Source organism: Lentilitoribacter sp. JB5-8, from assembly GCF_055693385.1.
The window spans coordinates 1,993,395-2,020,153 of sequence record NZ_CM146332.1 but is presented as its reverse complement, the minus strand read 5'-3'; the positions used below and the strand labels follow the sequence as shown (position 1 = coordinate 2,020,153).

Annotated in this window: 29 protein-coding genes and 1 pseudogene; 10 read left to right on the top strand and 20 right to left on the bottom strand. The window is 45.1% G+C overall.

Annotated elements, in window-relative coordinates; translation table 11 throughout:
* Positions 1 to 26: 26 nt before the first annotated feature.
* From ACZ1GZ_RS09700 to ACZ1GZ_RS09690, 3 genes are all read right to left on the bottom strand, one after another.
* Complete coding sequence (locus ACZ1GZ_RS09700; protein WP_472668276.1) at positions 27 to 1,166, bottom strand: benzoate/H(+) symporter BenE family transporter; 1,140 nt, start codon at positions 1,164 to 1,166, stop codon at positions 27 to 29.
* 166 nt (positions 1,167 to 1,332) lie between these two features.
* Complete coding sequence (locus ACZ1GZ_RS09695; protein ID WP_472664648.1) at positions 1,333 to 3,036, bottom strand: autotransporter outer membrane beta-barrel domain-containing protein; 1,704 nt, start codon at positions 3,034 to 3,036, stop codon at positions 1,333 to 1,335.
* 268 nt (positions 3,037 to 3,304) lie between these two features.
* A complete protein-coding gene (locus ACZ1GZ_RS09690) occupies positions 3,305 to 4,912 on the bottom strand; it encodes an isocitrate lyase (protein ID WP_472664647.1) in 1,608 nt (535 codons plus the stop codon).
* A gap of 375 nt (positions 4,913 to 5,287) precedes the next feature.
* Here ACZ1GZ_RS09690 and ACZ1GZ_RS09685 point away from each other — a divergent pair, with 375 nt between their 5' ends.
* A complete protein-coding gene (locus ACZ1GZ_RS09685; protein ID WP_472664646.1) occupies positions 5,288 to 6,043 on the top strand; it encodes a DeoR/GlpR family DNA-binding transcription regulator in 756 nt (251 codons plus the stop codon).
* A gap of 28 nt (positions 6,044 to 6,071) precedes the next feature.
* Positions 6,072 to 7,205: an MFS transporter gene (locus ACZ1GZ_RS09680; protein ID WP_472664645.1), complete on the top strand. Its 1,134-nt coding sequence runs from the start codon at positions 6,072 to 6,074 to the stop codon at positions 7,203 to 7,205.
* Between the two features lie 14 nt (positions 7,206 to 7,219).
* On the opposite strand, the gene ACZ1GZ_RS09675 is transcribed toward ACZ1GZ_RS09680, so the two are convergent.
* A complete protein-coding gene (locus ACZ1GZ_RS09675) occupies positions 7,220 to 7,810 on the bottom strand; it encodes an NAD(P)H-dependent oxidoreductase (protein WP_472664644.1) in 591 nt (196 codons plus the stop codon).
* Positions 7,811 to 7,919: 109 nt separating this feature from the next.
* On the opposite strand from ACZ1GZ_RS09675, the gene ACZ1GZ_RS09670 reads away from it, so the two are divergent.
* Positions 7,920 to 8,498: a TetR/AcrR family transcriptional regulator gene (locus ACZ1GZ_RS09670; protein ID WP_472664643.1), complete on the top strand. Its 579-nt coding sequence runs from the start codon at positions 7,920 to 7,922 to the stop codon at positions 8,496 to 8,498.
* 25 nt (positions 8,499 to 8,523) lie between these two features.
* Here the strand turns inward: ACZ1GZ_RS09670 and ACZ1GZ_RS09665 are convergent, their stop codons facing one another.
* Entirely contained in the window at positions 8,524 to 9,141 is a 618-nt protein-coding gene (locus ACZ1GZ_RS09665) for a HupE/UreJ family protein (RefSeq protein ID WP_472664642.1), read from the bottom strand.
* A gap of 136 nt (positions 9,142 to 9,277) precedes the next feature.
* Positions 9,278 to 10,069, bottom strand: a complete 792-nt coding sequence (locus tag ACZ1GZ_RS09660; protein WP_472664641.1) for an MmyB family transcriptional regulator — start codon at positions 10,067 to 10,069, stop codon at positions 9,278 to 9,280.
* 250 nt (positions 10,070 to 10,319) lie between these two features.
* On the opposite strand from ACZ1GZ_RS09660, the gene ACZ1GZ_RS09655 reads away from it, so the two are divergent.
* On the top strand, positions 10,320 to 10,733 hold the full coding sequence (locus ACZ1GZ_RS09655) for an MAPEG family protein (protein ID WP_472664640.1): 414 nt from the start codon (positions 10,320 to 10,322) through the stop codon (positions 10,731 to 10,733).
* A gap of 96 nt (positions 10,734 to 10,829) precedes the next feature.
* Positions 10,830 to 11,285 carry a hypothetical protein gene (locus ACZ1GZ_RS09650; protein WP_472664639.1) on the top strand — a complete coding sequence of 152 codons (456 nt, stop codon included), beginning with the start codon at positions 10,830 to 10,832 and terminating at the stop codon, positions 11,283 to 11,285.
* 47 nt (positions 11,286 to 11,332) lie between these two features.
* Here the strand turns inward: ACZ1GZ_RS09650 and ACZ1GZ_RS09645 are convergent, their stop codons facing one another.
* Positions 11,333 to 12,292, bottom strand: a complete 960-nt coding sequence (locus ACZ1GZ_RS09645) for an arginase family protein (RefSeq protein WP_472664638.1) — start codon at positions 12,290 to 12,292, stop codon at positions 11,333 to 11,335.
* Between the two features lie 20 nt (positions 12,293 to 12,312).
* Positions 12,313 to 12,711 carry a YbaN family protein gene (locus ACZ1GZ_RS09640; protein ID WP_472664637.1) on the bottom strand — a complete coding sequence of 133 codons (399 nt, stop codon included), beginning with the start codon at positions 12,709 to 12,711 and terminating at the stop codon, positions 12,313 to 12,315.
* 206 nt (positions 12,712 to 12,917) lie between these two features.
* Between ACZ1GZ_RS09640 and ACZ1GZ_RS09635 the strand changes: the two genes are divergently transcribed.
* On the top strand, positions 12,918 to 13,517 hold the full coding sequence (locus ACZ1GZ_RS09635; RefSeq protein WP_472664636.1) for a hypothetical protein: 600 nt from the start codon (positions 12,918 to 12,920) through the stop codon (positions 13,515 to 13,517).
* A gap of 39 nt (positions 13,518 to 13,556) precedes the next feature.
* Here the strand turns inward: ACZ1GZ_RS09635 and ACZ1GZ_RS09630 are convergent.
* Positions 13,557 to 14,489, bottom strand: a pseudogene (locus ACZ1GZ_RS09630) (alpha/beta fold hydrolase).
* Positions 14,490 to 14,617: 128 nt separating this feature from the next.
* Here ACZ1GZ_RS09630 and ACZ1GZ_RS09625 point away from each other — a divergent pair.
* Positions 14,618 to 15,346: a helix-turn-helix transcriptional regulator gene (locus tag ACZ1GZ_RS09625; protein ID WP_472664635.1), complete on the top strand. Its 729-nt coding sequence runs from the start codon at positions 14,618 to 14,620 to the stop codon at positions 15,344 to 15,346.
* A 23-nt stretch (positions 15,347 to 15,369) separates the two neighbouring features.
* Here the strand turns inward: ACZ1GZ_RS09625 and ACZ1GZ_RS09620 are convergent, their stop codons facing one another.
* The 6 genes from ACZ1GZ_RS09620 to ACZ1GZ_RS09595 form a co-directional block, all read right to left on the bottom strand.
* Entirely contained in the window at positions 15,370 to 15,873 is a 504-nt protein-coding gene (locus tag ACZ1GZ_RS09620) for a 2-thiouracil desulfurase family protein (protein WP_472664634.1), read from the bottom strand.
* 109 nt (positions 15,874 to 15,982) lie between these two features.
* Entirely contained in the window at positions 15,983 to 16,639 is a 657-nt protein-coding gene (locus ACZ1GZ_RS09615) for a cupin domain-containing protein (protein ID WP_472664633.1), read from the bottom strand.
* Between the two features lie 24 nt (positions 16,640 to 16,663).
* Complete coding sequence (locus ACZ1GZ_RS09610) at positions 16,664 to 17,296, bottom strand: glutathione S-transferase (protein WP_472664632.1); 633 nt, start codon at positions 17,294 to 17,296, stop codon at positions 16,664 to 16,666.
* Positions 17,297 to 17,519: 223 nt separating this feature from the next.
* Entirely contained in the window at positions 17,520 to 18,914 is a 1,395-nt protein-coding gene (locus ACZ1GZ_RS09605; RefSeq protein WP_472664631.1) for a TRAP transporter large permease, read from the bottom strand.
* Positions 18,914 to 19,474, bottom strand: a complete 561-nt coding sequence (locus ACZ1GZ_RS09600) for a TRAP transporter small permease (RefSeq protein WP_472664630.1) — start codon at positions 19,472 to 19,474, stop codon at positions 18,914 to 18,916. Before ACZ1GZ_RS09600 ends, ACZ1GZ_RS09605 begins: the two co-directional genes overlap by 1 nt.
* Before the next feature lie 17 nt (positions 19,475 to 19,491).
* Positions 19,492 to 20,541: a TRAP transporter substrate-binding protein gene (locus ACZ1GZ_RS09595; RefSeq protein ID WP_472664629.1), complete on the bottom strand. Its 1,050-nt coding sequence runs from the start codon at positions 20,539 to 20,541 to the stop codon at positions 19,492 to 19,494.
* Positions 20,542 to 20,941: 400 nt separating this feature from the next.
* On the opposite strand from ACZ1GZ_RS09595, the gene ACZ1GZ_RS09590 reads away from it, so the two are divergent.
* The 3 genes from ACZ1GZ_RS09590 to ACZ1GZ_RS09580 all read left to right on the top strand — a co-directional run bounded on the left by ACZ1GZ_RS09590 (position 20,942) and on the right by ACZ1GZ_RS09580 (position 22,937).
* Positions 20,942 to 21,535, top strand: a complete 594-nt coding sequence (locus tag ACZ1GZ_RS09590) for an ATP-dependent Clp protease proteolytic subunit (protein WP_472668275.1) — start codon at positions 20,942 to 20,944, stop codon at positions 21,533 to 21,535.
* A 164-nt stretch (positions 21,536 to 21,699) separates the two neighbouring features.
* Complete coding sequence (locus ACZ1GZ_RS09585; RefSeq protein ID WP_472664628.1) at positions 21,700 to 22,551, top strand: glycosyltransferase family A protein; 852 nt, start codon at positions 21,700 to 21,702, stop codon at positions 22,549 to 22,551.
* Positions 22,552 to 22,553: 2 nt separating this feature from the next.
* Entirely contained in the window at positions 22,554 to 22,937 is a 384-nt protein-coding gene (locus ACZ1GZ_RS09580; protein ID WP_472664627.1) for a VOC family protein, read from the top strand.
* Positions 22,938 to 22,967: 30 nt separating this feature from the next.
* On the opposite strand, the gene ACZ1GZ_RS09575 is transcribed toward ACZ1GZ_RS09580, so the two are convergent.
* From ACZ1GZ_RS09575 to ACZ1GZ_RS09555, 5 genes are all read right to left on the bottom strand, one after another.
* Positions 22,968 to 23,672, bottom strand: coding sequence for a hypothetical protein (locus ACZ1GZ_RS09575; protein WP_472664626.1), 705 nt, complete (start codon positions 23,670 to 23,672; stop codon positions 22,968 to 22,970).
* Positions 23,673 to 23,751: 79 nt separating this feature from the next.
* Positions 23,752 to 24,339 carry a LysE family translocator gene (locus ACZ1GZ_RS09570; protein ID WP_472664625.1) on the bottom strand — a complete coding sequence of 196 codons (588 nt, stop codon included), beginning with the start codon at positions 24,337 to 24,339 and terminating at the stop codon, positions 23,752 to 23,754.
* 9 nt (positions 24,340 to 24,348) lie between these two features.
* Positions 24,349 to 25,077 carry an amino acid ABC transporter ATP-binding protein gene (locus tag ACZ1GZ_RS09565; protein ID WP_472664624.1) on the bottom strand — a complete coding sequence of 243 codons (729 nt, stop codon included), beginning with the start codon at positions 25,075 to 25,077 and terminating at the stop codon, positions 24,349 to 24,351.
* A 1-nt stretch (position 25,078) separates the two neighbouring features.
* Complete coding sequence (locus tag ACZ1GZ_RS09560) at positions 25,079 to 25,912, bottom strand: amino acid ABC transporter permease (RefSeq protein ID WP_472664623.1); 834 nt, start codon at positions 25,910 to 25,912, stop codon at positions 25,079 to 25,081.
* A 12-nt stretch (positions 25,913 to 25,924) separates the two neighbouring features.
* Entirely contained in the window at positions 25,925 to 26,755 is an 831-nt protein-coding gene (locus tag ACZ1GZ_RS09555; RefSeq protein WP_472664622.1) for an ABC transporter substrate-binding protein, read from the bottom strand.
* Between the last annotated feature and the right edge of the window lie 4 nt (positions 26,756 to 26,759).

Sequence of the window (26,759 nt, the reverse complement as noted above, 5' to 3'; positions counted from 1 at the left end):
AATCAATACATTTAGATTTATTTCAGTTACTTACTAAATAGCTTTTTTGACGCTAAGACAACCACGCCACCTGCAATCAATCCCCAAACTGCAGCACCCAATCCAAGTACCGTAATCCCTGAGGCTGTGACCAAAAATGTCACGGCTGCAGCCTCACGATAATCAGGATCGCCCAAAGCTGCAGATGCGGAATTTGCAAACACACCCAAAAGAGCAATGCCAGTTAATGTTTCAAGCAACATTGAAGGCGCTAGCACGGCAACGCTGGTGATGACGATGGCAAATAGACCCAATAGACAATAAAGCCCGCCAGATATGACCGCCGTCCAATAACGCTGGCTTGGGTCTTTATGGGAATCTTCATTGGCGCACATTGCAGCTGTGATCGCTGCCAAACATGTCGCCGGCGCGCCAAAAGATGCTGAAACAACACTTGCAGCCCCCACGCCGGTAAACAACGGCCCTGCGGGTGGTGTGTAGCCATTGGCTTTTAAAATCGCGATCCCGGGAATGTTCTGTGTAGCCATCGTGACAATAAACAACGGCAAGCCAATGCTTAAGAACGCATTTAATGAGAATTGAGGCATTGTCAGAACCGGCAACGCGATGATTTGCGCTGGCAAAGAAAACGAAAAGTCATTGGCAAATCCGGTCACAATAAGCGCGGCGATCACTGCTGCTGGCACGGCGAACAAACGATGAAAGCGCCCCACAATAAACCATGTTAGAACCACAGGGATTGCCGTAAATGGCACTTCAGCCATCGCCTTAAACGGCGCGATGCAGAGCGAGATCAAAACACCTGTCAACATGGCTTGTGCGAGCGGCGCTGGCACAGATGTTGCAAACTTGCCCAAAGGACGCCAGAGCCCCGCAAGCACTGTTAAAGCGCCAGCGATAACAAAGCCTGCAATAGCGCCGGTAAATCCATCGTCAAGCGGCAATGTGACAGCTAAAAGTGCAACACCCGGCGTTGACCATGCAACGCTAATTGGCATTTTTTTCCATAGACTTAGACCAATACCAGCCACACCCATGGCAATAGCTGCGGCCATTAGACCAGACGCTGCTTCCACCTCATTAGCGCCGATGGCTTTTAACCCCTGCAAGACAATGGGGAACGAGCTGAAAAAGCCAACAATAGCAACAACAAGCCCTGCAGACATCGGCTGAGATAAGTTTTTAAATGTGTTCACGAGAATTCTCTGGAATCGATTAAACAGAGCAACAATCTAGTTCGCAAATTGGGAATGATCAAATGGTGATTTTGGGGAGATTGAGATAACAAAAGCTTCCAGTACCTTTAACTGGATTATCCCATATCGTTAACCATCAGCTTGTTGCTGGCATCGCGCTTTGAAGCTCTTCAACAACTGAATCATTTTCAGAGGCTGTTGCAACGCCAAAATCAATTATTTCGCCAGTAGCGAGATTTCGAGCTTGATACTCACGATTGCTAAGCGGGTCATCTTTATCGACGAGTTCTAATTTGGCATATTTAGGATTGTCCTGATTAAGGCGGATCTCTTTACCTTCCATATCACCTGTGAACTTAACCGTTACACTGTCGCCTTGATTGCCATAATTAACGACGTAACTGCCATCAGCATTTTTAGATAGTTTCACCGTATCTGGATCTATATTGTGCTGACTATTTTCATCAATAAAACCAATTTCAAGCTCTGAATTTACCTCAACATAATCGCGACCATCCCCTTCGCTTAAATAGATTTGGGCTTTCTTTCCATCAACACTATCAAGTATCATGGTATCATTGCCTGAACCGCCTCTCACGCGCTGTATTCGCTCTGCATTAATTGAAATGGTGTCATTACCATTTCCGCCATCAACAGAGGCCGCATCAGTTGCCGAAATATTTAGTGTATCATTTCCTGAACCGGTATAGATGGATGTGACAGTGTTACCCTTTATATTCATAGTATCATGACCGTCTCCACCGTAGATCCGAGCAACAGTAAGTGCACTCAAATCCATTGTATCATTACCCGAACCTGCGTCTATGATATCCGCGCTACTTGAAAACTCACCCTGACGATAGGTTGTACCCGTAACCTTGATGTCAATTGTATCATTGCCTGAGCCAGTTTTTACGCGCGAAACAGTTTCTCTGCTTGTAACACTCACTGTATCATTGCCTGAACCAGTATTTAAAATATCCAGACCAACGTTTCGCATACCATCAGTTTTATCGAGACTTTCATCCCCACCTGTTACCGTGATCTGTACAATATCGTTACCTGTATCGGTATATATTCTTCGGACAGCGTCTCGACTTGAAATTTCTAAATTATCATGCCCCTCGCCGGTGTAAACAGCGCTTACACCAGTCGGCCCCGACGGATTATAGGCAGATGCAGGATGATCACCGCCTTTTGCAGTGATTTTAACTGTATCATCTCCGGACTCTGTTCGGACATTCATCACAATATCTCGACTGGTAATATCGACCTCATCATCACCAGAACCAGTATTAATTTTACTTACACCTACCGGGCCTGCTCTACCATAAGAGTCAGCGGTTTGACCTTCGCCAGTCGTCGTAATTTGTACACTATCATTGCCAGATCCACTATCAACGTTGCTAACTTGGCCATTACTAACGATGTTAATTTTGTCATCGCCATCACCGGCATCAACTTTGCCAACACTTATAGCCCCCAAATGACTAGGCCCAGCGTAGGACTGCCCCTGGCCCGTCGAGGTGATATTCAGGCTATCATTTCCTGCAGCACTATTAACACCATAAATATAACCATTGGTTTTGATGTTAATTGTGTCGTCACCATCACCCGAGACAGCGCTTAAACCAGAACCAACCTCATCAACAGCAATATTCATAACAATATCGGATATAATTGAAATGGCATTACTTGTACCTGCCATATTGCCACTTGCATCTACAGTGTAGAAATTATTTTCATCTTTTTCGGAAGCCTGGGCGCTGTCCTTGATTAATTGAAGTGCTTGGGTTTTTTCGTTCGAATATGCAGGTGAAACGGAATTAACAATGGTCATATCTTAAACTTTCAATGTTGACCCGCATATTAAATTTTAAGTTTTCTTAGTTAACAAAAAAACAATTATAAATTGTATATTTAAGTAACAATAAGTAATACCAAGTACAAAACGAATGATGATTCATCATCTATTGTATTTCTCATTTTTTACTTACGCGTTATTGTTGCGTGAATATTTTACGAACACAAAAAACCCCGCGAGATTGCTCCCGCGGGGTTGGTTTAACATCGCTACCTTCCAGAATAGCAACGCTATCTTTTAAAATTTACTCAGCTGCATCAACGAACTGGTTCATTGTGTTGTCTTTGCCAGAAGCTTTGAGTGCAGCTTCGCCAGCGAAGTATTCTTTGTGATCATCACCAAGATCGGAACCAGCCATGTTTTGGTGCTTCACGCAAGCAATGCCTTGGCGGATTTCTTTACGCTGAACACCCGCAACATAACCAAGCATGCCTTGATCACCGAAGTATTCTTTCGCCAAATTATCAGTGGACAGGGCAGCCGTGTGATAAGTTGGCAGTGTGATCAAGTGGTGGAAGATACCAGCTTCACGTGCTGCATCAGCTTGGAATGTGCGGATGCGGTTATCAGCTTCTGTCGCCAATTCTGTCTCATCATATGATGCGCTCATAAGTTTTGCGCGGTCATAAGCTGACAAATCACGTCCCTCTTCTTCCCAAGCATCAAACACTTGCTGACGGAAGTTGAGTGTCCAGTTGAACGATGGTGAATTGTTGTAAACCAATTTCGCATTTGGAATTGTCTCGCGAATGCGGTTCACCATGCCACCGATCTGGCCGATATGCGGCTTCTCAGTTTCGATCCAAAGAAGATCAGCACCATTTTGAAGTGAAGTCACACTATCAAGAACGCAGCGGTCTTCACCTGTACCTGGACGGAACTGGAACAAGTTTGATGGAAGGCGCTTAGGACGCATCATTTTACCATCGCGATTGATGATAACATCGCCATTTTGCATATTCTCTGGTGTGATCTCTTCGCAATCCAAGAATGAGTTATACTGATCGCCCAAATCACCTGGCTCATTTGAAACAGCGATCTGTTTAGTAAGGCCAGCACCCAAGCTATCAGTACGCGTTACGATGATGCCGTTGTCGATACCCATTTCTAGGAATGCGTAACGACATGCACGAACTTTCGCCAAGAAATCTTCATGTGGAACTGTTACTTTACCGTCTTGGTGGCCGCATTGCTTTTCATCAGAAACTTGGTTTTCAATCTGAAGCGCACATGCACCAGCTTCAATCATTTTCTTAGCCAAAAGATAAGTTGCTTCAGCATTACCAAAGCCAGCATCAATATCAGCAATAACCGGAACAACATGTGTTTCGTGGTTGTCGATTGCTTTGAGAGCTTCTTGCTCTTTTGATGCATCCCCTGCTTCACGAGCAGCATCTAGATCACGGAACAAACCGCCAAGCTCACGTGCATCTGCTTGACGCAAGAATGTGTAAAGCTCTTCGATCAATGCTGGAACAGATGTTTTTTCGTGCATGGATTGGTCAGGGAGTGGACCAAATTCTGAACGAAGCGCAGCAACCATCCAGCCAGAAAGATAAAGGTAACGACCTTTTGTTGTTTCAAAGTGCTTCTTGATAGAAATCATCTTCTGCTGACCAATAAAGCCGTGCCAGCAACCAAGTGATTGTGTGTAGTTCGCAGGGTCTTTGTCATAAGCTTCCATGTCTGCACGCATGATGTCAGCTGTATATTTAGCGATATCAAGACCTGTTTTAAAACGGTTCTGTAAACGCATACGTGCCACTGATTCAGCTTCAATTGCATTCCATGGGTTACCATTTGCGCCGATCAAGGTCTGTGCCTGAGCGATCTGTTGTGTGTATGTTGTCATAATCATGACTCCTTGGAAGTTTTACAAATATTTACACAACATCACATGGGATGAGATTTGGAGGGTGATCGGAGGAAAACACTGAATCAAACCCTGAGCAACGCTGTATCTGAGCCTCTTTTGCCATGTTGCAGCGCGAAAAACACCTGCAATTTACAAAATCACCACAAAAAGCGAGTCAATTTGTGGCTTTTGTAAAAATGGCTTTGTAAAATTGTAAATTTTGTAAAAATCAACAAATGACCCAGATGTAAAACCGTCAATTCTATCGATTACAGATCAAAGCGCCGTTCAGAACCAACCATCTAACTGCCCACTTGACACTTCATCCTCGCACCCTTATGCATGTTTTTGCAATATTTTGCAGGATTATGCATGAATTTAAATATCCCCGATACGCGTCAGCGGGTTTTGGCGCAAAGATTAGACCAAGGCTCGCAGCTGATTGCGCAGGATTTGGCGCTCGAATTTGATGTCTCGCTTGATACGATCAGGCGAGATATTTTAGCGCTTGAAGCTGATGGTAAAGCTCGCCGTGTGCGTGGTGGTGCTATGCCAATTGCAAAACCTGTGTCCCCCATGCTTGAGCGGCTATCCGCAGGTCATGGTGTGAACCAAGCCATCATCGACGCCGCGCTTAGCCATATAGCTGAAGTACCAACGCTGCTCGTTGATGGCGGCACAACCACACTTGCAATCATTTCACAATTGCCAAAGCTTGATCAACGCCTTGTTATCACCCCATCGCCTTGGATTGCCATTGCCGCACAAGAATGCGAGTCTGATGTGCATTTATTGGGTGGGAACTTGAGCACAAGTGGCGGGATCACGACAGGTGACACTGCATTATCGAGCGTTAGCGACATCGCCGTTGATATCGCGCTGTTGGGTGTGTGTGGTCTGGATGCTGAATTTGGTTTGAGTGCTGATGATCATGCAGAGATGCATATGAAACAAGCGATGCATCGCGCTGCGAATTCAACCATCGTTGCGACCGATCATTTAAAGCTCAATACCAAAGCACGTCATCGCACCCTGCCCGTTGATCAGATCGATCTTATCATCACCGACGCCACCCCTGAATTCATTAAACCATTTGAACGTCACAACGTTCGGTTCGAGATGGTTTGAAACCGCATTCCCATTAGAAAGCCATTTCGTGACAGATTATACTTCCACTGCCCCCGCCCGATTATCAACGCGTTTAGCATTTTTTGCGGCCGGCTTTGCCATGGCGTGTCTTGCACCGTTGTTTCCGTTTATCAAAGCGCAAGTTGGCGCCAATGAAGGGCAGTTTGGGCTTATCCTATTGTGCTTGGGTCTTGGATCCATCATCGCGATGCCAATCACTGGCGTGATTTCTGCTCGTTATGGCGCAAAACCCATGGTGTTATTGGGCGGATTTGGATTGGTGGCATTTTTGCCAGTATTGGTATTTGCACCAACACAAGTTGTGCTTGGCGGCGCGCTCTTCTTCTTCGGTGCATCCTTGGGAACGATCGATGTCGCTATGAATGTCCATGGCGCTGAAATTGAAGGGATCGAGAAACGACCGCTCATGTCCAATTTCCACGCACAATTCAGTATTGGCGGCTTTTTTGGTGCAGGACTAGTGACTTTATTATTGTCTTTCGACGTTGAATTTCACATCGCAGCTATCATCGGCGCAGCTTTAACACTATTGACCATGATCTTGTCTCGCGGTGGCTTGATGGCTGTTAGTGGTGATGAGCCTGCACCATTTAAGTTCCCAAAAGGCATTGTATTACTTCTCGCATTGCTCGCTGGCATTACATTTTTAGTGGAAGGTGCGGTGTTAGACTGGGGTGCATTATTGATCATTGATCAGGAATTAGCCGCAAAGGAAAATGCCGGCATTGGATATATTTTGTTTTCCATTGCCATGGTGATCGCGCGGCTTAGCGGTGACCGAATTATATCTGCTTTGGGTGGTTTAAAAGTTCTCATACTTGGTGGATTGCTGACAATTTTAGGCATCGCCACCGTGCTGCTTGCGCCTTTGCCACTGCTTGCGCAATCTGGCTTCATCCTTATTGGATTGGGCGCTGCTAATCTGGTTCCAATCATCTTCAGCGCCGCAGGTCGGCAAACAATCATGCCGCCGAGTTTGGCCGTCGCCTCGGTTACAACAACGGGTTATGCTGGCATATTGCTTGGACCAGCCTTGGTGGGATTTGCCGCCAATGTCTCCAGCCTCAGCACGGCATTTTGGCTACTCGCGATTTTGATGGCAGTTATACCATTGACGGCAAAAATCGTGGCACGGGTGTAGATTACCAGTTGACGCTATGCACCACTGGCACCAAGCTTTCTAACCTGTTCAATCCATTTTTCAATCTTCTTGGGCGTTGCAGTACCTGCCGGTGCAAAATGAGTAATGCTCGCTGGTTTTATACCACAAAAGTGAAAGATCTGCCCTTTAATCTGCTTAAGCAGTGCGTTGCGATGTAAGAGCCAAAAGAAGAAGCTTGGGGTGTCGGAATTCACAAATATTCGTCCCGTTCTCCCACTTAACATAGGCAGTGGTATCCCCAATTTCGTCGTGCGTGTATCAAACGCCCAACCGGGTAAAAACGCTCGATCAAACAGACCCTTTAATTTTGCAGGCATCCCACCCCACCACATTGGTGTGGTTAATACGAAATGCTCCGACCATTCGATATCCTGACGAAATGCTATAAGATCGGGCTCGAGCTCTTTGTGCTGTTTATAGCCTGCAAAGCCATAATCGATATCAAAATCCATGTCATGCAAATGCGAAATACGCACTTCGTACCCTGCGTCTCTTGCCGCTTGCGCATAACTTTGCGCGATATGTTTTGAAAGCGAACTGTCAGCTGGATGACCGTTTAAAATGAAAATGCGTTTTGGTGCCATGGTGATTTACCTGTTTATCGATTTAAAATTGACCACGGTCATAATTGTAAAAATGACCGTAGTCAATATTTATTTTTGACCTTGGTCAATAAATCTGTATTTTCACACTATGTTAAAACAGACTCAAAAACGCAGTATTGAAACCCGCGCCAAGCTCATGCGCGTCGCCAAAGAGGTTATTGCCGCTCATGGATATGGAGCGATGCGCGTTGAAGAAGTGGTGAAGAATGCTGGCGTCGCCAAAGGAACATTCTTTGCGCATTTTAAGGATAAAGATGCGTTGATGGAGCTTATTATTGGCGCTCAGATAGACGAATTCCTAGATACTGCTGAACAGCAAGACAGCGCAAAGAATGTCGATGAATTGGTGTCTCGCATGCGCCCACTGATGGATTTCATGACACGTGAGCGGTATATTTTTGACGTGATTGTCCGCCATTCAGGCGCTGCGGTGAAAGAGGAAATTGGCCCAATTGCCCAGACCTTTGAACGCACCATCGAGATCGTTGCGGGTTGGATTGGGGCCGGTGATTTTCGAAAAGACGTCTCAGAAATTTTGCTTGCAGAAGGTGTGCAGGCCTTTGCTGTTCAAGCCATGGCACTCCATTTTTGCGCGATCAATAATCAAGAAGAAATGCATGTGCGGTTTAAGAGCTATCTTCAAGCCTGGCTGATCCCCTCCCCGTAAGTGGGGATATCAACGCTAAAAGCAATCAATACCCTGCCATTTGCAACAGAATATGGAAACCCATTCCCGACACAACGGCACCTGAATATCTAAGCACAGTTCTGCCATCGGGAATTTTATCGGCCAAATGTCCGATGACAACACCTAAAAGATGCAACGCTGCAGTGCCGATCATAAAGCCTGCGATGTAAGCGCCCGAATTGGCAAGTTCGGGTATTTCCAAACCATGTGCATAACCATGAAAAATAGCGAAGACTGACACCGATGCGAACAGCGTAAATGCACTTACACGGCCACCTCCGGCAATGACCAAACCAAGCACAATTACCGATAAAACAATACCCAATTCAATGGCCGTTAATCCAATATCGAGCATGCCAAGCCCGCCGCCCAAAGCCATCACCACAACAAAACATGCAGGTACGCTCCAAATAGCATGTTTGAACTTAAATGCTGCGACTTGCGCTGACACTACACCAACAGCAACCATTGCTAATAAGTGATCTAAACCCAGAACTGGATGGCTAATACCTGCAGCAAACCCTCCACCGACGCCATGCGCGTGAGTTTGTGCAATCGCTATGCCCGGCACTAAAATTACGGAGAGAAAAATAGCAATCGGCAGCATCATATTATCCTTCATATCAGAAACTAACTGACAAATTCTCGCAACAGACTTTGATTACGAGATGAAGGAATAGTGGAGAGATTGTGGATTAATTTGATATGATGATTAGCTGTGACCACCCTGAACAATAATTTTCAAGTAGTTTTAACAGCTACATACTCGACTGTTCAGCCATCATTTCCAGCATCAGCTTAGTCGCTTCATCAGAAGGAAATAGCATTTCAATTTTCAACTCGGACAATGCGATATCTTCTGTTGAACCAAATTGCGCAATGGTTGAGAAAAATGACAAACGCTGATCTCCCATTTTGTAAACAGCTGGAATAACTGCGGGGCCTTCCCCATCATTGTGCTGAGGCCCACCACCAAATTGTTCTTCCAGCTTGCGCGATATGCCTTCTATGGCGTGATCTAAAATCTCGTCGCCACCCAGATGCTCATTTTCGGTCCGCAATCTGATTTGCATAGCGCGTAAGACTTCGCCATGATTTTCAATCACTTTACCCATGACCTCATCATCAAGTAGAGCGTCCAATAAACTGCTACCTTCAGCTAAACCTGCCCCGCCAAGCATCATCGACGCAGATTGGTTGGTTTTAACAACATTCCAATGCCGATCCAGTGCAAAGGCTGGATAAGGATCATGTCTTTGTAACGTCCAAGACACAGCGGCTCTGATATGTGCCATGTCCTCTCCGCTTAAATCACGCTTTTTATAGATGGGTGCAAAGCCTGCTGATGTTAAAAACGCATTACGCGCCGAAACCGGCATATCAAGTGTGTCACTCAACATCATAACCATCGATTGGCTGGGTCTGGAACGTCCGGTTTCCAAAAAGGATATATGACGAGCAGATATGTTGGCTGACAATCCAAGGTCCATTTGGCTCATGCGTCGTCGGCCACGCCATTCTTTTAAACTTGTTCCAAAACTGTTCTGCATTTGCGCCTCCTATTGGGGCGTTCTACCGCATTAATTATCTGAAAACACTTACCTTGGAGGTAATCAAAGCTCATTATTTCCAATTTGTGAAATCTGTTATTATAAAATCCTCAATTAATTCAGAAATTTAGGCAATTTTCGGTTTTTTTCTGTGTTTCCTCTGAACGCTTTGGTCCAATTATGCAAAAGCTACGTACAACCAATCAACAAGCACTTAATGTTAGAAACTCGTTTAAAACGGAAAGTGGTAATGTCCGAGATCGCAATTACTCCGATATATGTCGCATTAACGGCACTGATTATGGTTGTTCTGGCCAATCTTATTGGCGTACGCCGTTGGACACTTCGCGCCGGTATTGGCGATGCTGGTGATTTAAAACTCGCGCTCGCAATCCGCCGTTTTGGCAATCTTATCGAGCATGCACCGATTCTTCTCGTAATTATGTTCTTTTTAGAACTCAAAGGATTTAGCGACACGTTTTTACACGCCTATGGAATGAGTTTTATCATTTTCCGGATCTTACATCCTTTGGGTTTGTTCAAAGATATCAGCGTGCCAACATCGCAAAAGGTTATGCGTTTAATTGCTGTCACGGGTACGACGATTTTATATATCGTTGGGTCGATCAGCCTCCTTTTGGTTTCACTGCAAACTCTTTCGTAGCAAACTTTGCTTACCTGTAAGGTAATTGCTTTCATTCGATATTCATCAGATTTTCCGCAGCAGATATTTTGAATTTAACTGCAAAGGATGATGATCATGCAAATTCAATCTTCAATGAAGTGGCTCAAATTTGCGAGCATAACACTTATTGGTTTTGGCTTCTTAAGCGTTTTAGGTGCACACCCTGCTGTAGATGCTCTTGCGCGCTGGTTCATATCGCTCGCAATTTGGCCATTTGCTGAGCTAACAGCTGTTAGTAACACTGAAACACGGCTTTTATTCGCCATTTTGGGTGGCATTTGCGTTGGTTGGGGTGTGATGTTCTGGCTCTTAACAACACAATTGTTTGAAGCTCACCACAACCAGCTAAGACCGATTATGATAAAAGCCATTATATCTTGGTTTGTTGTTGATAGTGCTGCGTCCATCGCTTCAGGAGCTGCATTTAACGCGGTGTTGAATTTAAGCTTCTTAGCGCTGTTCCTCTACCCACTTTGGCGCCCTATTGAAACGGGTAGCATGGAAAACAATACAGGCGCTCATATCGCTTAAACTAACATAAACAGACTGTTTGGTGGGTTTAGATGACTCACCAGACATCAACCACTTGATTGCTGGCGCGCAATAATGCCCATGGTCGCGGCAACTAATCTTGAAACATGAAGCGCACCGATTCCATCGATATCCACCTCCGGCATGATTTCAACAAAATCGACTGCGGATATAGACCCACGATCAGCTGCAGCCATGATTAACTCCAAAACTTGATAATAGGACAAGCCACCAGGGGTTCTGCCAATCGTATTTGGCGTAATAGAGGGATCCATCGCATCAATATCGATGCAAAGGATAATATTGCTGCCCTCATCTATTTCATCGATCACAGGGTTTAAACCAGATTGATGGACATCAAAACCTGTGAAAAACTTCACACCCCAGCTTAACGCATCTTCAAAATCACTGGAATGGCCGGACCCAATACCACGCGCTCCGACTTGAATGATTTTTTGAATGTGGCTCATTTCTGAAGCGCGACGCATGGTCGATGAAAGCCCATGTGTTTCGCCCATATGTTCTTCACGCCAATCTATATGCGCATCTATCTGCAAGATGGTGTAGTTTTTACCCGTTGACCCCATGGCTTTGATCATCGGGATGGGTACGGAATCGTCACCTCCTATGAGGATCGGCACGACATTATTTGCAATGATCTTTGAAATCGCTTTTGTAATCGTAGCTCTGTTTGAGGCGAAATCTGTCTCATTCCATGGTAGATCGCCGCAATCAACTGCCCGCTTTGTGCCTTCTGGAAACGTTGGACCGCCAAGATCAAAATTGTGTCGATCTATGTTTGCGGTCAGCGAAGCTATGGCTTGGCGAAGAGAGTTTGGGCCATTTTTTGCATAGGCACCCACTGAACCGTAAGGCGTCGCGCAAGGAGCGCCAATAAATGCGCAGGAGGCATCTATAACATCAAGATCCTCGCATTTTTTCAAACCTAAAAACGTGTCAGCATCTGTTGCACCAAACAGTGCGCCAAGATCAGGTTTATCATTCATGCTTCAGTTCCCCCACCTTATTACGAATTTGGTCTTGTTAGCACGTAAGCTGCGCCGATGGACATGCCAACAGCTTGGATGATCAGTACCAGGCCTGAGGCGCCAAAAATTGCGCTCAGGATAAATGTGACAGCCATCATCGAGACCGCCATCATCTTATATTTCGGTGCTATCGCACCGGTTTTGCGCCAATCTGCGATGATTGGGCCAAACATTTTGGAGTTTTCCAACCATGCCTGCAATTTGGGGGATGATTTTGAAAAGCAAAAAGCCGCTAGAATGATCAGCGGGGTGGTTGGCAAAACCGGTAAAAACGCCCCAATGGCTCCCAAAATAAGCGATGTGATACCTGCAATAAACCACCAACCTTTGTTGAAGCCCCTTATCAAGTTTCGGCAATGTTTGAGTATATTCGCCAATGGCTTAACGCGCTCTTTTGTTTAGTGTTCATTTACCATGATGAAGGGTTATTGGCTTGATATGGCTCTATTATCGGCAAAAACAAGAATTAAGACAGTAAATAGATAAAGTTTTAAATATCTCAGCTCAAGTCTTTTCATGATTGGTGAAACGTGTCTTTGAACATGCGCCAATTTCTTGGGACCAAACATAATTGGAATTTATGATGACAAAGCTGAAATCCATTCTTTTGACTGCAACCTTATTTGCGACTGTGAATAGCGCTCAGGCGAATGGTCTGATCAAAAGCTTTTATTTCGATGTGGATTTTGGCGCGGGTGCGACTGTCATGACGTCCAATGCAACCATTGTCCCCGCTCCTAAGCTCTTTTTAGGCTTCACCGGTAGCGCTGAACTTTGTCAGTCCAACGCAATTACTTTCGACATTTGTGGTGGTATCTCAGCATTTCGTCCAATAGGGACACCGCAGAAAGTAACCACTGCAGGCGTAATTACGACCACTGTTGAAGCAGATATGAGTACAACAAATGTTTACGCTAAATTCCGCAAACGCGGACTTGGATTTGCCATTGCGCCATATCTAGGCGTGGGTAAAGTTAAAAGCAGTTATAAAACCACCACATTGAGCGTTACAACACTGAGTGAGAAAAGCTCTCGCGTTGCATTTGTCGGTCTTGATGTAGAGCGTAAACTTCTCGCCACAAATCTTATTATCTCTTTAAAAGCTGAGGCTGGCAAAGCCATGAAGAGCTCGGATGATACAAAATATTATTCGTTCAAACCGAGCATTAAAGCCCGGTTTTAGTTTTTATATTTTCCCAGTGAATCCCGACGCGATATTTGTTCAGCGCGCCAACCAATCTGATATGATTTGATTGACCTCATCAGGCTTTTCCTGCTGGATCCAATGCCCACAAGCTAAATTCACAACATCCACATTTGGGACGAAACTTTTGAGATTTGGTGACGGTGGAATGAGATCTTGCGTGCCATAAATCATTAGTGTCGGATGAGAAATTATCGGATCAACATCCGCTAATATATGCCAATTGCGATCAAGGTTGCGATACCAATTGATCCCGCCGGTAAAGCCGGAATTTTCAAAAGCTGAGATAAACACAGATAACTCACCCTCGCTCATTATTGGATCGCCAGATGGTGCTTCGGCTTCCGCCAAATTGATCATCATCATGCCAGACTGAGTTGGTTCTATAGGCAGATTTTTACGGAAAATATTACGCATGAAATTGGCAACATTTGCGTCAAGCACTTTGTCTGCAACACCGGGCTGTTTGTTGAAATGCACAAAGTAGAAGTCATCGCCAAAGACTTTCTGCATGAATTCAATCCAAGGGATTTCACCGCGCTCTTGGTAAGGCAGCGCCAAATTGATGATCTTGCGCACGCGTTTTGGATGCAGCATGGCAAGGTTCCAAACGATATTTGCGCCCCAATCATGACCGATAAATACCGCATCTTGATAACCATAATGGTCGAGCAACGCCGTGAGATCTCCGGCTAAGTGATTGATATCATATTTATTTATTTATTTCGGGTGGGACGAATTTCCAAATCCGCGCTGATTGGGAACAATGACATGATAGCCAGCTGCAACCAACATGGGTATTTGAAACCGCCAGGAAAAAGCGTGTTCGGGCCAGCCGTGGCATAGCACGATTGGGTTTCCCTTGTTGTGCGTTCCAGCCTCAAATACTTCCAATTCAATCCCATTAACTGGGACTAAGTTGGCTGATGGAAATTCATTTAGGTGAGACATATCTATTCCTTTTCATATGCGATCTTATTGTTTTGAATGATGCTGAAAGCTGTCATTTGCAGCGCATAAATCTTGACTAGAAGAAATTAGTGACAAATATTGTCACCAATTTTTGTTAGCTTAATGATATGAACGTTTCTATTCGCCAAGACGCCATTGTGCGCAGCCTGCGCCGCAACGGAACATCGACAATCGCCTCATTGGCGGAAGATGTCGGCGTGTCTAAACGTACGGTATTGCGAGACCTAAGCGCTTTACGCGATCAAGGTTTTGTCATCTATTCAGAATCTGGTCCTGGCGGTGGTGTGCAACTTGATCCGCAATCTGTGCAAACCACACCACGTTTATCGGTTTCAGAGGTTTTTGCACTCTTGATCAGCGTGGCTTCCATGCGTGCTGCAGGAAATTTGCCGTTTTCGACATTGGCCAATGCGGGTCTTGCGAAAATTGAGAAAGCACTGCCAGCTGATAAATTACGAGATCTACGCCGATTTATAGATTGTTTATTCGTCGGAGAGCTGTCTCCTGATGTCAATATATCTGACATTGGAACAATGAATACGAATTTACTAGCCGTTTTTGAAAAAGGATTTCTCGGGCAGCAACAAATCAGCTTTTCCTATCGTGATGCAAATGGCTTAAAAACGATGCGAATGGTTGAACCGCAAGCCATGCTAATACTACCGCCTCTTTGGTATTTGGTGGCATGGGACCCATCTCGCGACGATTTTCGGCATTTTCGGATGGATCGGATCAGCGATCCTAAGTGTCTGGACAATAAGACGTTTCGAAAGCGGCATGTTCCTTTCGATGACCACATATCGCCAGTTAAAAACCTATCACGATATGGCGGTTAGCCCATCTACCCAATGCAATCAAATCACAAGAGCGCTGCTAATTCGCGGATCTGAGTTTCAGCCCAAACCGTAACGCCATCTTTGCGAAGCGCTGCAGTCGTGGTTCCGATACCTGAAATTCTTTCACCGGAAAACGTGCCGTCATAGATAAAACTGGAACCACAAGATGGCGATCCATCGGTTAAAACAGCGTGGCGGCACCCGTGTCTTTTTGCCAGCGCAACAGTGTCATGAGCTGCTTTGATATAGAGCTCAGACACATCACCACCGGTTTCTTCCACCACGATGGCCTTGCCATCGATAACGTCTTGACCATCAATGTGATTTGCATTTTTCTCATCTTGAGATCTGATTTCCGCTGGTGGGCGGGGTGTTGGGAAACCAACAGCAACTTCTGGGCACACAGGAACCAAACGGCCCTGCTGTTGCCAAAGATTGAGAATGTCTGCTGCGCCTGACGCTTTATCCGATCCATTATACCGAACGGGACGCCCCAAAAGACATGCTGAAATCAGAATTTTTTCCATAACAGGATTTTAGTTTGATCCGCGGCATGGTTCAACTTTAATTCGGTCAAATGCACATATATTCTCGGCAAGCAGATAAATGCACCCGCCGAGAAATTCTTTAATCCAGTTAAGCACTTGGTGCTTGAGCATAGGGCAAATGGCCAGTTTTTACCCAGACCGTTGCGCCATTTGCGCCAGCTACTGCATTCAGTTCTGACCCTTGTGGCAGACGCAGCCAAGAATGCTTGCGCAAATCATCTTCACCGTCATTAAAGCCACCATCAAGCACCAGAAATTCGCCACCTTGCGGTAGATCGATTGTAATGCTTTCGCCTGCCTTCCAGTTTTGAACAGATACTGTTTCGCGCGCGTCTTCAAACAATACGGCTTTATCGGTGTTTTCAAGCTCGTTGTTCATATCAATAGTGACTTGCGTGCGATCCTCTGGGTCAAACTGCCAGAGTTTTACAAAGATTGTGCAACCTTCATCAGACCCGGGTGTATGGCTTGATGTTGGCGGGTTGCGCACATAGGTGCCGACAGGAAAATCTCCATGCTCATCTTGAAATACGCCATCAATAACGATGAATTCTTCTCCGCCTGTATGTGTATGGGCGGAAAATTTGCTTTCAGGCGCATAGCGGACAATGGTTGTTGCACGGGCGACTTCATCGCCGATCCGGTCAAGCATGCGGCGATCAACTCCCGGCATGGGAGATGCTTTCCATTCCACTTCATCTGAATGAACGATGACACGTTCATCAAAATTTGCGTTCAAGTTCATGATATTAACTCCTCTTGCCTTAGCTTAACCCGCAACACTCGGGCGCGCAGCAACTTTTTCGCGCCAGGATAATAGATGCGAGAGTTCTGATGGGATATCGATCTTGGCAAAATCAGCAAATGCTAATCCCGCAAACGCGGTAATATCGGCCATGGAAAAATTCTTTCCAGCAAGGAATTCATGATCGCGCAAAACGGTGTTGAAATATTTCATGGTTGCAATGGCATTTTCTTTTTGGCGATTGCCCCAAGATACGTTTTGATAGGTTTCAAGTTCTGGTCCTAGACCCGGGGTTGCAAAGTGAAAATATGCGCCCACCGCATCCAATAAATTAGCTTCCGCTCTACGGTTCATCATATGAATAACCGCGCGCTCTTTTGGCGTATCACCCGTAAGTGACGAATAGCCTGGCAGGTTATCATATTCAGCATCAATATATTCTGTGATCGCGGTACATTGTGAAAGCATCGTGCCGCATTCAAGCTCCAAACATGGCACAGTTGCATCTGGATTTTTCGCCTTAAAATCATCGGTGCGATGTTCGCCATTCATCACATCAACGGGGATAAATTCTGCCTTATCAGCAATCCCCTTTTCGCCAAGTGCAATACGGATACGTGCTGGATTTGGGAAGTTTTCAATGTCGTAGATTTTCATAATAAGCCTCAAATTTGTGGTTTAAGATTGTGGTTAGATTTTGCATCAATGTGTAACTACCTATCAGTAGATAGACAGAATGTCTAGACGAAATTCAAGTCCTGGGAAAAGGCTGGCTTAAACGGAGGGAGACATGAAGCAATTCAATCGCTCAACAAAATGATTCAACTGTCTTCCAAATTGATTCATTTCGGGACGATAACTTATTGTTATAAATGTGATTTTATAAAATCCGTGGTAAAAACAAACACAAAGCAGGCACCAAAAGAATGATCGCAACGCGCAATAATTCAATTGTGAAAAACGGTATCACACCTTTGAAAATTTTCATGATCGGCGTCTCTGGCGAGAATGATTTAATGACAAACACATTGATCCCAACGGGTGGTGTGATCAAACCAAGTTCGACGACGATCAGCGCTAAAATGCCAAACCAGATTTTGAGTTCGTCAATGTCCATTCCAAATGCTGCGGTGGATGCCGTGACATAATCCCCGCCATTTAGCTCGACCAAAACCGGCCAGAAAAACGGCACCATAACCAAGATCATAGAAAGCGATTCCATGAAACATCCAAGTATGATCAACACGATGAGCATGGCGATCAAAATCATATAGGGTTCAAGCGATGACGTTGCGGCCCATTCGCTTAATGCCATGGGCAAACCAGATCGCGCAAAAAAGCCTTTTAAGATGTCAGCAGCAAATAAAATGAAGTAGATCATCCCAGCGGTTTTCGCGGTTTCTAAAAGCGCATTTTTAAGGCCAAGTAAACTAATGCCAATATTTGGGTTTCGTCCTGATCTCAGATGGATGAAAATACCATAGACAAGGATTAACGCGACACCCACGGAGGCTGCAGGCGTGGGTGTAAATAAACCCAACCCAAGACCGATAATGATCGCGCCAAAAATCGAAAGTACCGGAATAAGACGCCACAACGCTTGACGCCGCTCGGCTTCATCCAATGGCGGCAGCTCGGGCGCAAGTTTTGGGTATTTCCGCACTCTGAAATAAACAACAGCTACAAAGAACAGTGCTGCTAATAAACCAGGAATGATGGCCGCTTGGAACATTTCAATGATCGAACCTTCGACAACGATCGCATAAATAACCAAAGCGACAGAGGGCGGGATAAGTATTCCTAGGGTGCCTCCTGCCGCTAGCACACCGGTTGCGAGCCCTTCATCATATTTGAAACGCTTGAACTCAGGGAGCGCCACGCGGCTCATTGTGCTGGCCGTTGCAATAGATGAACCGCTGACCGCACCAAATCCTGCGCAAGCACCGATTGTTGCCATGGCAACGCCGCCGCGAATATTACGCGTTAACACGCTGATACCTTTAAATAAATCGCGACTTAATCCACCTTCTGATGCCAATAATCCCATCAAAATAAAAAGCGGTATCACCGTCAAATCATAGTTCGCAACGCTATTCCAAAGTGCGGTTTTAAACTGCAGCAAATACGGACCAAATTTTAAAAACGGCGATGCCAGCGATATTGCCCATGAGCCAAAAATTCCCGTAACCAACATCGCAAGCGCCACAGGCACGCGCACCATGATCAGGATGAAAACGGCAAACAAGCCTAAAAGTCCAATAAGTTCGCGTTCCATTATTTCACCTCAGCGCTCTGAGGGAGTTTGCCCAATTGAATAAGGCTTGCTGCAAACCATAATAGGCATGACATCACGCCTGGCAGCATAAAGGCCCACACCGGCCAGCCGAGCACGGCAGTAACTGTGCCATCACCCCTCGCCTGTTCGACCCCTTGACTGAGCATATATGCAAAAAACAACGCAATTCCCGCCATGAGGAGCGTTGAGGTAATGTGGCTGATCCATTGCATAATGCGCGGTGCAGATTTCATGAAAACATCAACTGCAATGTGCCCACCTTTGAGCTGGCAATATGGCATCATGCTAAGCGCTGCAAAGCCGACAAATAAGGTGACCATGTCTTCATATCCGGAAAGACCAGAGACATTGAAGCCGAAATTTCGCACCAAAACATTGGCGGAAAATCCAAGTGCGTTAATCACCGTCACCAATACGGCTAGCATGAGTGCGATACCGCCAAGCAGCGCCCAATAAGTGATGATTTTAGAAAAGCCTGAAACAAGCGCGCCTTGGTTTTCACGCAGTTGGTTACTGTGCGAAGGGATTGGCGCGCTCATCTGTTTAAAAAGCTCGATTAGTTCTGCATGGTGTTGGCAGCGACAGCATTTTGCGCTTTTGCCAATAGATCAGCACCATCAATACCGTTTGCAGTTACTTCCTCTAACCAGCGTGCACCAACTTCTTCTGCTTTTGTGGCAAATTCTGCACTCGCTTCAGCAGATAACTGATTGACTTCATTGCCTTTGTCGATTGCTAGCTGAATACCCTTTGGTTCAACACTGTCCCATAGCTCACCCATTTCTTTTGCAAATGTTGCGCCGGAGTTGTCATCAATGATCTTTTTCAAATCGTCTGGCAGTGAATTGTAGGAGGCTTTGTTCATCGCGAACAAGAAAGTGGATGTGCCAAATCGCTTACCGCTTTCAAGCTCGACTGAGTAATCGGTCAACTCAGCGAGTTTTAGCGGTATGGCAATTTCAAACGGGACAAGACCGCCATCGACTGTTTTCTTGGCTAACGCTTGTGGTAGAGCCGGTACGGGCATACCAACTGGTTCAGCGCCCCAGGATTCGAGCATCCACGCACCTGTCCGTGATGGAGAACGAACTTTAAGGCCTTTAACATCTGCAAGGCTCTTAACGTCTTTAGATGTCAAATGCAGCGCATTACCTGAATGCGTGTGGACCAATAGCGGATGAATATCTTCTAAATCTTCCGCCAATTCAGGAAGCAGTGACTGAATGGCAGCATTGGTTGCAGCTGCAGAACCATCATGTACATTTGGTAGTTCAAACACTTCTAATCTTGGAAACACGCCCGGTGTATAGCCAGGCAACGTCCAGATCACATCGGCAACGCCATCGCGCGCCTGACCATATAGTTCAGGTGGCTTTCCGCCCAAAGACATGGCTGGGAAAATTTCAAACTGGATACGTCCCTCAGATGCTTCTTCAATACGTTTTGCCCAAGGTACAATCATATCGGTATGGGTAATCGATTTGGGGCTTAAAAAGTGGTGGATTGAAAACTTGAACTCATCTGCAAGCGTTGCAGTGGCGCCAAACACAGAGCCTGTTAGCATCATTGCTGTTGCTATCAAAAAATTACGTTTTGAAAAAGTCATGAAGGCTCCTGAAATGAGTTGCACGCTTTGCTACCTTTACCACTCAAAACAAAGTGGTGTTACGCCAGATATATATTCTCGATACGCATTCTACAATGCGTTAAACCGTCCAAGATTTGAAATAACGCGCAAATTTTTGCTGAAAAAAGACAAAGTTTACAAATCCAGTCACATTGGGACGCGACAGTGGGAAACCGTAAATTTACCGCATCCTTGATAAGCCCAAAAAATCCGGTTCTGTTTTATCCAAGCGTTAACTGATTTACCGTTACAACACATGCTAAGGTGGACATTGGGATTTCAAATTCCTACATTCTGCTCGAACAGATTTGATCAGGCAATTGATTCTTAAATCAGATGAATTTGCCGACGCCAGGAAGAGGTAGACATGACATTTTTCATGAATGATGAAGACAAAGATAAAAATGACGAAAAGGATGCCAGCGCTGGCCGTATCACAGAGCTTTTGTTTAAAAGCCGCAATGTTTTAATCACAGGCGGTATTGACGATAAAGTCGCACGCCAAGCCACATCGCACCTTTTGGCACTTGCCGAAGATTCAGATGATCCAATCAACCTGTTTATTTCATCTCCAGGTGGTCATGTTGAATCAGGTGACATGGTGCACGACATGATCAAATTCATCCGACCAAAAGTGCGCACAATCGGCTCTGGTTGGGTCGCATCTGCTGGTGCATTGATCTTTGTTGGCGCTGAAAAAGAAGACCGCTATTGCCTGCCAAACACACGTTTCTTGTTACATCAACCATCTGGTGGTGTTCGCGGTATGGCTTCTGACATTGAAATTCAAGCAGAACAAATTCAAAAAATGCGTGAGCGTTTTGAAATCTTGTTCTCGGAAGCAACAGGCCAAACACCGGAGAAAATCCACGAGGATACAAAACGTGATTTCTGGCTCAATACAGACGAGGCCTTGGAATATGGTTTATTGGGTAAAGTCATCCGTTCGCAGGACGAGTTGCCAAAAACCTAAACACAGACATTTTCATTAAAACAAACCCGCTTGATGCATTTCAGGCGGGTTTTTTATTGCAAAACTCTGTTTTAGCGTCGCTTAGCTTGTAATTAAGCTCATAATCTGAGAACAAAAAGTCACCACACAGCACGATACTGTCACACGACAAAAGAGTAACAAAATTGCCTGTCATCATTTCACTCAGCACAATACCATCCAGATTTGATAAAATCGGACCCACGCTTGCTAGTTTACTTGAACAATCCGCAAAGATAGATGAAATCAGGCTGTTCATCCCAAAATCATATCTTAGATTTCCTGAATATGATGGAATTGCACTTCCTGATATTCCAGATGGTATTACGCTCATTCGTCCCGATAAAGATGATGGACCCGCGTCCAAAGTTATCCATTGTCTTGTTGATACGACCCTTGATCCCGACACGCATATTATATTCTGCGATGATGACCGGGTATATGATAAAGATTGGGCGCAAAGACGATTAATGCAATCCAAAGAACATCCCGATTGTGCTATTACAGGCAGCGGTTTGTTTGTAGAAACATTTAACGGTCAACAACGTAAATTTACTGCAAAGCAATTGCCACGCGCTGAACGCTATCCTAAATATATGGATGTGCCTTATAAAATTACACGTGCTTTCAGGATCGCTGTTCAAGAAGGCATCAAGGCAGCAATTACCACTAAATTCGCAAAACCCACATTTCGCAAAAGTGGATATATCGATATATTCGAAGGCTTTTCAGGTGTTTTGGTTAAGCCACGCTTTTTCACACGAGATGTTCTTGATATTGCAGAAATTGCGCAATTTCAGGATGATATTTGGTTATCGGCAAATGTTGCGAAAAACGGGTTTCAAATTTGGACTGACGCTGGTGAATTTCGGCCCGAATTTTCTGAAGCTGACGAATTAGAACCGCTTAACTTACAAATTTTCGAGGGTGCCAATCGCCGCGAGCTGAACCGTAAAATCATCGAATATTGCCAGGAACATATGGGCATTTGGAGATAGATATGAGCGCGCCATTTGAGATCAAAACACATGGGATAATCTTAGGTACTGAAAATTATGATGCCTGCTGCGTCTTTTATCGCGATGTAATTGGCCTTCCCGTCTGGTATGATAAAGGCTATCTGCTCTGTTTAAGATTTGGTGATGGTTATTTGATGATTGAAACGGGTGGCGTTGCGCATAGTGGTGTTAAGCCAAACGCAGACAATCCTACAATGCTTCGGTTTAATGTTGAAGATGTGAAGGTGGCATCTGATGAACTTCGAGCCCGTGGCATTGATGTTGATTATAAAGAATTTGAATGGGGCCAGGTTGGCACCTTTTGCGATCCTGATGGGAATAAGTGCGAATTAAAAGACGCAGGCGATGCTTGGTTTAAAACTTAGCAACTATTGCCTTTTCAAATGGCAAAACCTCTATTTTCCATCATCCTTTTGTTGTTGATTTTTATCATCCGCAACTGGTTTATCCGCATCTTCACCAAGTGTTATTTTTTCTGTCTCTATCTTGCTTTCAACAAGAGTAGGTTTTGTCTCAGACGGAATTGATTTAACAGCTGAACCTTCAAACCGGCCGATCACATTAGTTACAAACTTCTCTGAATATCCCGCAATAAATGCCCACACTAACAATTTGGCATAATCTCTAAAGCCATCCTGTCCATATTGCTCAAAGATAGTTGGAAAGCCTGTTGTCGTATCCTTTGAAAGCGAAACAAATTCGGGGAACATATCACCGCGCAGCAAACCTGCGAGAAAGATGAGATATAGCACCATGGCTAATACGCCCCCAACCATGGGCGCTAACATCAAGTACACCTTTGAGTTTGCAAGCAACTCAAGATCTTGCATGGTTAAGTCTTTTAATCGCCTTTGAAGGCTAACAAATCCGCCAATAACGCCGCAGACCAAAACAGAAGGCAAGGCGACACTACCTGAGGGGCCTGGGGTTTCACCATTGCCACTCCAATAAGCAAATAGCTTAGGTAACACGTTGATTTGTATTAAAAAAGTCGCGATAGCACCAAACACCAAAAGCGCTAACAATGCCCTAAATAAATTGACACTCACTTTGATAATCAATTCACGTGTGTATTTTGCATCAGCATCTTGTTCAATCATACCTTACCCCCGTCGCTACGAGTATATAGGTTAAAACAAATACCAATAATAATCTATAGTTGTATAAATTGTTTGTTATTTAAATAAAGATCATCACAACCGTAAGCGCCATAACGGTTGCCATTGTGATCATAAACATGCGCCACATGCGATCTGATTTTAAAAATCCCGATAGCAAATGCCCGACGGTGGTCCAAAACAAACAGACGGCTAAATTTATCCCGGCAAATGTGATGAACAACCTAAGCGCTTCGCCCATCGGTGAGAGACCACCACCGAATCCGGCATATGCTGCTAAAGTCACAGCCCACACTTTTGGGTTTACCGCTTGAAATAAAATAGCTTCAGTAAAAGTAAAGGGCCGCCCCTTATCTTCAGCGCGCCCTGCCCGTCCTGCTTGCGCGGTTTTCCACGAGAGCCACAAAATCCAAAGTGCCGCAATGATTTGAAAGGTGAATTTAAGCCCGGGAACTGCGAGCAGTAAACTACTCAAACCCAGCGCACTACATGCAGCCAAAATTCCGGTACCTATCGGAACACCCAATAAATGCGGCAATGTTGCTTTAAAGCCAAACCGCGCGCCGGACGCAGTGAGCATGACAACATTTGGCCCGGGAGAAAATAAGCCAGCAGCAACAAACATGGTAAGAGCGATGGGAAATGTCATTTTGATACCTTATAATATGCTCTTTAAAAACGCTTGACTGCGCGGATGTTTCGGATTTGAGAATATCTCATCAGGTTTGCCTTCCTCGATAATCTCACCCTCGTGTAAGATACACACTCTATCAGCTGCTTCGCGGGCAAAACCCATTTCGTGCGTTGCCAAAATCATTGTCATATTCTGTGCTTTAAGCGTACGCAATACATCAAGCACTTCTGCCACCAATTCCGGATCGAGCGCGGAGGTGACTTCATCAAACAGCATAATATCGGGCTTCATCGCCAAGGCTCTAACAATAGCCACTCGTTGCTGCTGACCACCTGAAAGCTGATCAGGATAATGATCCATACGATCGGCCAGACCAAATTTTTCAAACAATTGTTCGATTTCAGGGCGGAGTGCTTCTCGGGTTTTTTTGTAGATACGCCGCGGCGCGAGCATCACATTTTCAACCGCGCTCATATGTGGAAACAAGTTATAACTTTGAAATACAATTCCAATTTTTTGGCGTACAGGCTGGGGGTCCAAACCCGGTAACGAAATATCATCACCATCAAGCCAGATGGCGCCATCATCAATGGGTTCAAGCAGATTAATCGAGCGCAAAAGCGTTGATTTTCCTGAACCAGAAGCACCAATAAGGCAAATCATTTCGCCTTCATCAACATTCAGATTAAGTCCTTTCAAAACAGTCACTTCGCCAAAGCTTTTCACGACATTTTTTATCCGTAATTTGCTCATCTTAAGACCGCTCACGATTTTGCTTGGCAAGTAGATAATCTGCAAAGCGTGTTGCGGGTATTGTGACTGCTAAGAATATGATCGCTGCCCCGACATAAGGCGTAAAGTTTGCAAGAAGTGACTTGAAAACACCTGCTTGCCGGAAGATCTCAACAGGGCCAATAAAGCTCAACAACGCGACGTCTTTTTGAAGGGCAATCAACATATTCATATTCGCAGGCACAACGCGCCGAATGGCTTGCGGTAAGACGACATACCGCATGACATCAGAATTGCTTAAACCCAGCGACGAAGCAGCTGCACGTTGGCTTTTATGCACGCTCTCAATTCCGGAACGAAAAATCTCCGCAACATACGCAGAATAGGTAAGAATAAGCGCAACTGAGCCCCAAATATAAGGACTATTATACGGTCTGGGCAGGCCTAATCCCGGAAATCCAAAACCGATGAGATAAACGGTTAAAACAACCGGAACACCCCGAAATATGTCTGTATAGATGGCACCAAATATCCGAAGAGGAAACAAAGCTGGTGTTTGCACGTCGCGACACAAGGCTATTGCCAATCCCAAAATAGCAATCAATGGTGCGCACCACATGAAAATCAGTACATCTAGCCAAAAAGCGCTCAATAGCTTGGGAAACGTTTTAAGAAAAATCTCTTTATTGAAGAAACTTTTTTGAACAGCTTCCCAGCCGGGCGCCAAGGGTATGAGCACAATAATCAACGCCAGCACAATAAAGGTGCTGACGCTTGCTATGATGATGCCCTTACGCCGCTCTTTCAACTCATAGAGTTGCCGCGGTGTGAGGCTTTTGGTCGAATTTTGTGACACGAACGGAGTTGACTATTTTATCACAGGTACCCCGGTGGTCTCCTGCAACCATTCAGCTTCGATGCGCAATAAAGTGCCATCTTCTTTAATCCGGCGCACCCCTTCATCGACACATGGTTTAATCGGGTTATCATTGGACATTAGCAGACCAAATTGATCAGGGTTTGTCGCCATTTCAGCTGGGAATTGGCCAAGCACGACACCATCCTCTAACAGCACAGCACTTGTAAACAAAGCCGTTGGTAGATCAAATAAACCAGCATCAATTTGGCCAGCTTTCAAGGCTTCGGTGACATTGGCGACATCATCGTAAAGCAGCGGATCGCTATCAGGTTTAATGTCATTGGTGATAAAACCAAGCGCTGTTGTGGATGCGCCTGCGCCCCATTTTAGCGTCTTTAAACTCTCCATAGTTGCTGTGGCACCCGCTTCTAAAGTTGGCTTTCTAATCAGCACTGCCATGGGCGATGAATAATAGCTCTCTGAAAAATCAACCACCTTTTCGCGATCTTCGGTGATTGAAAACTGCTGAAGGTTAAAGTCGAAGTCTTTTGGACCAGGTTGGATAGATTGATCAAAGCTTGCGCGCACCCATTCAACCTTGTCTTTGCCATATCCCATTTTTTCCGCGACTGCATATGCAACAGCAGCTTCAAATCCCTGCGCACTTTCAGGCGCATCATCAATCACCCATGGGAAATATGCTGGATTGCCTGTTGCAATGGTGAGTACACCCTCTTTAACAGTCAGTCCGGTGGCGCATTTATTTTCACCTGCATGGGCTGGTGTGAGCATGAGAGCACCAAGCATGAGGCCTGTAAAAATGGATAATTTGGTTTTCATAGCA

What these genes read in the sequence shown, in the direction of transcription:
- ACZ1GZ_RS09700 (WP_472668276.1), bottom strand. Translation starts at nt 1,166, where the DNA reads ATGTCTGCAGGGCTTGTTGTTGCTATTGTTGGCTTTTTCAGCTCGTTC.
- ACZ1GZ_RS09695 (WP_472664648.1), bottom strand. Translation starts at nt 3,036, where the DNA reads ATGACCATTGTTAATTCCGTTTCACCTGCATATTCGAACGAAAAAACC.
- ACZ1GZ_RS09690 (WP_472664647.1), bottom strand. Translation starts at nt 4,912, where the DNA reads ATGACAACATACACACAACAGATCGCTCAGGCACAGACCTTGATCGGC.
- ACZ1GZ_RS09685 (WP_472664646.1), top strand. Translation starts at nt 5,288, where the DNA reads ATGAATTTAAATATCCCCGATACGCGTCAGCGGGTTTTGGCGCAAAGA.
- ACZ1GZ_RS09675 (WP_472664644.1), bottom strand. Translation starts at nt 7,810, where the DNA reads ATGGCACCAAAACGCATTTTCATTTTAAACGGTCATCCAGCTGACAGT.
- ACZ1GZ_RS09670 (WP_472664643.1), top strand. Translation starts at nt 7,920, where the DNA reads ATGTTAAAACAGACTCAAAAACGCAGTATTGAAACCCGCGCCAAGCTC.
- ACZ1GZ_RS09665 (WP_472664642.1), bottom strand. Translation starts at nt 9,141, where the DNA reads ATGAAGGATAATATGATGCTGCCGATTGCTATTTTTCTCTCCGTAATT.
- ACZ1GZ_RS09660 (WP_472664641.1), bottom strand. Translation starts at nt 10,069, where the DNA reads ATGCAGAACAGTTTTGGAACAAGTTTAAAAGAATGGCGTGGCCGACGA.
- ACZ1GZ_RS09655 (WP_472664640.1), top strand. Translation starts at nt 10,320, where the DNA reads ATGTCCGAGATCGCAATTACTCCGATATATGTCGCATTAACGGCACTG.
- ACZ1GZ_RS09650 (WP_472664639.1), top strand. Translation starts at nt 10,830, where the DNA reads ATGCAAATTCAATCTTCAATGAAGTGGCTCAAATTTGCGAGCATAACA.
- ACZ1GZ_RS09645 (WP_472664638.1), bottom strand. Translation starts at nt 12,292, where the DNA reads ATGAATGATAAACCTGATCTTGGCGCACTGTTTGGTGCAACAGATGCT.
- ACZ1GZ_RS09635 (WP_472664636.1), top strand. Translation starts at nt 12,918, where the DNA reads ATGACAAAGCTGAAATCCATTCTTTTGACTGCAACCTTATTTGCGACT.
- ACZ1GZ_RS09625 (WP_472664635.1), top strand. Translation starts at nt 14,618, where the DNA reads ATGAACGTTTCTATTCGCCAAGACGCCATTGTGCGCAGCCTGCGCCGC.
- ACZ1GZ_RS09620 (WP_472664634.1), bottom strand. Translation starts at nt 15,873, where the DNA reads ATGGAAAAAATTCTGATTTCAGCATGTCTTTTGGGGCGTCCCGTTCGG.
- ACZ1GZ_RS09615 (WP_472664633.1), bottom strand. Translation starts at nt 16,639, where the DNA reads ATGAACTTGAACGCAAATTTTGATGAACGTGTCATCGTTCATTCAGAT.
- ACZ1GZ_RS09610 (WP_472664632.1), bottom strand. Translation starts at nt 17,296, where the DNA reads ATGAAAATCTACGACATTGAAAACTTCCCAAATCCAGCACGTATCCGT.
- ACZ1GZ_RS09605 (WP_472664631.1), bottom strand. Translation starts at nt 18,914, where the DNA reads ATGGAACGCGAACTTATTGGACTTTTAGGCTTGTTTGCCGTTTTCATC.
- ACZ1GZ_RS09600 (WP_472664630.1), bottom strand. Translation starts at nt 19,474, where the DNA reads ATGAGCGCGCCAATCCCTTCGCACAGTAACCAACTGCGTGAAAACCAA.
- ACZ1GZ_RS09595 (WP_472664629.1), bottom strand. Translation starts at nt 20,541, where the DNA reads ATGACTTTTTCAAAACGTAATTTTTTGATAGCAACAGCAATGATGCTA.
- ACZ1GZ_RS09590 (WP_472668275.1), top strand. Translation starts at nt 20,942, where the DNA reads ATGAATGATGAAGACAAAGATAAAAATGACGAAAAGGATGCCAGCGCT.
- ACZ1GZ_RS09580 (WP_472664627.1), top strand. Translation starts at nt 22,554, where the DNA reads ATGAGCGCGCCATTTGAGATCAAAACACATGGGATAATCTTAGGTACT.
- ACZ1GZ_RS09575 (WP_472664626.1), bottom strand. Translation starts at nt 23,672, where the DNA reads ATGATTGAACAAGATGCTGATGCAAAATACACACGTGAATTGATTATC.
- ACZ1GZ_RS09570 (WP_472664625.1), bottom strand. Translation starts at nt 24,339, where the DNA reads ATGACATTTCCCATCGCTCTTACCATGTTTGTTGCTGCTGGCTTATTT.
- ACZ1GZ_RS09565 (WP_472664624.1), bottom strand. Translation starts at nt 25,077, where the DNA reads ATGAGCAAATTACGGATAAAAAATGTCGTGAAAAGCTTTGGCGAAGTG.
- ACZ1GZ_RS09555 (WP_472664622.1), bottom strand. Translation starts at nt 26,755, where the DNA reads ATGAAAACCAAATTATCCATTTTTACAGGCCTCATGCTTGGTGCTCTC.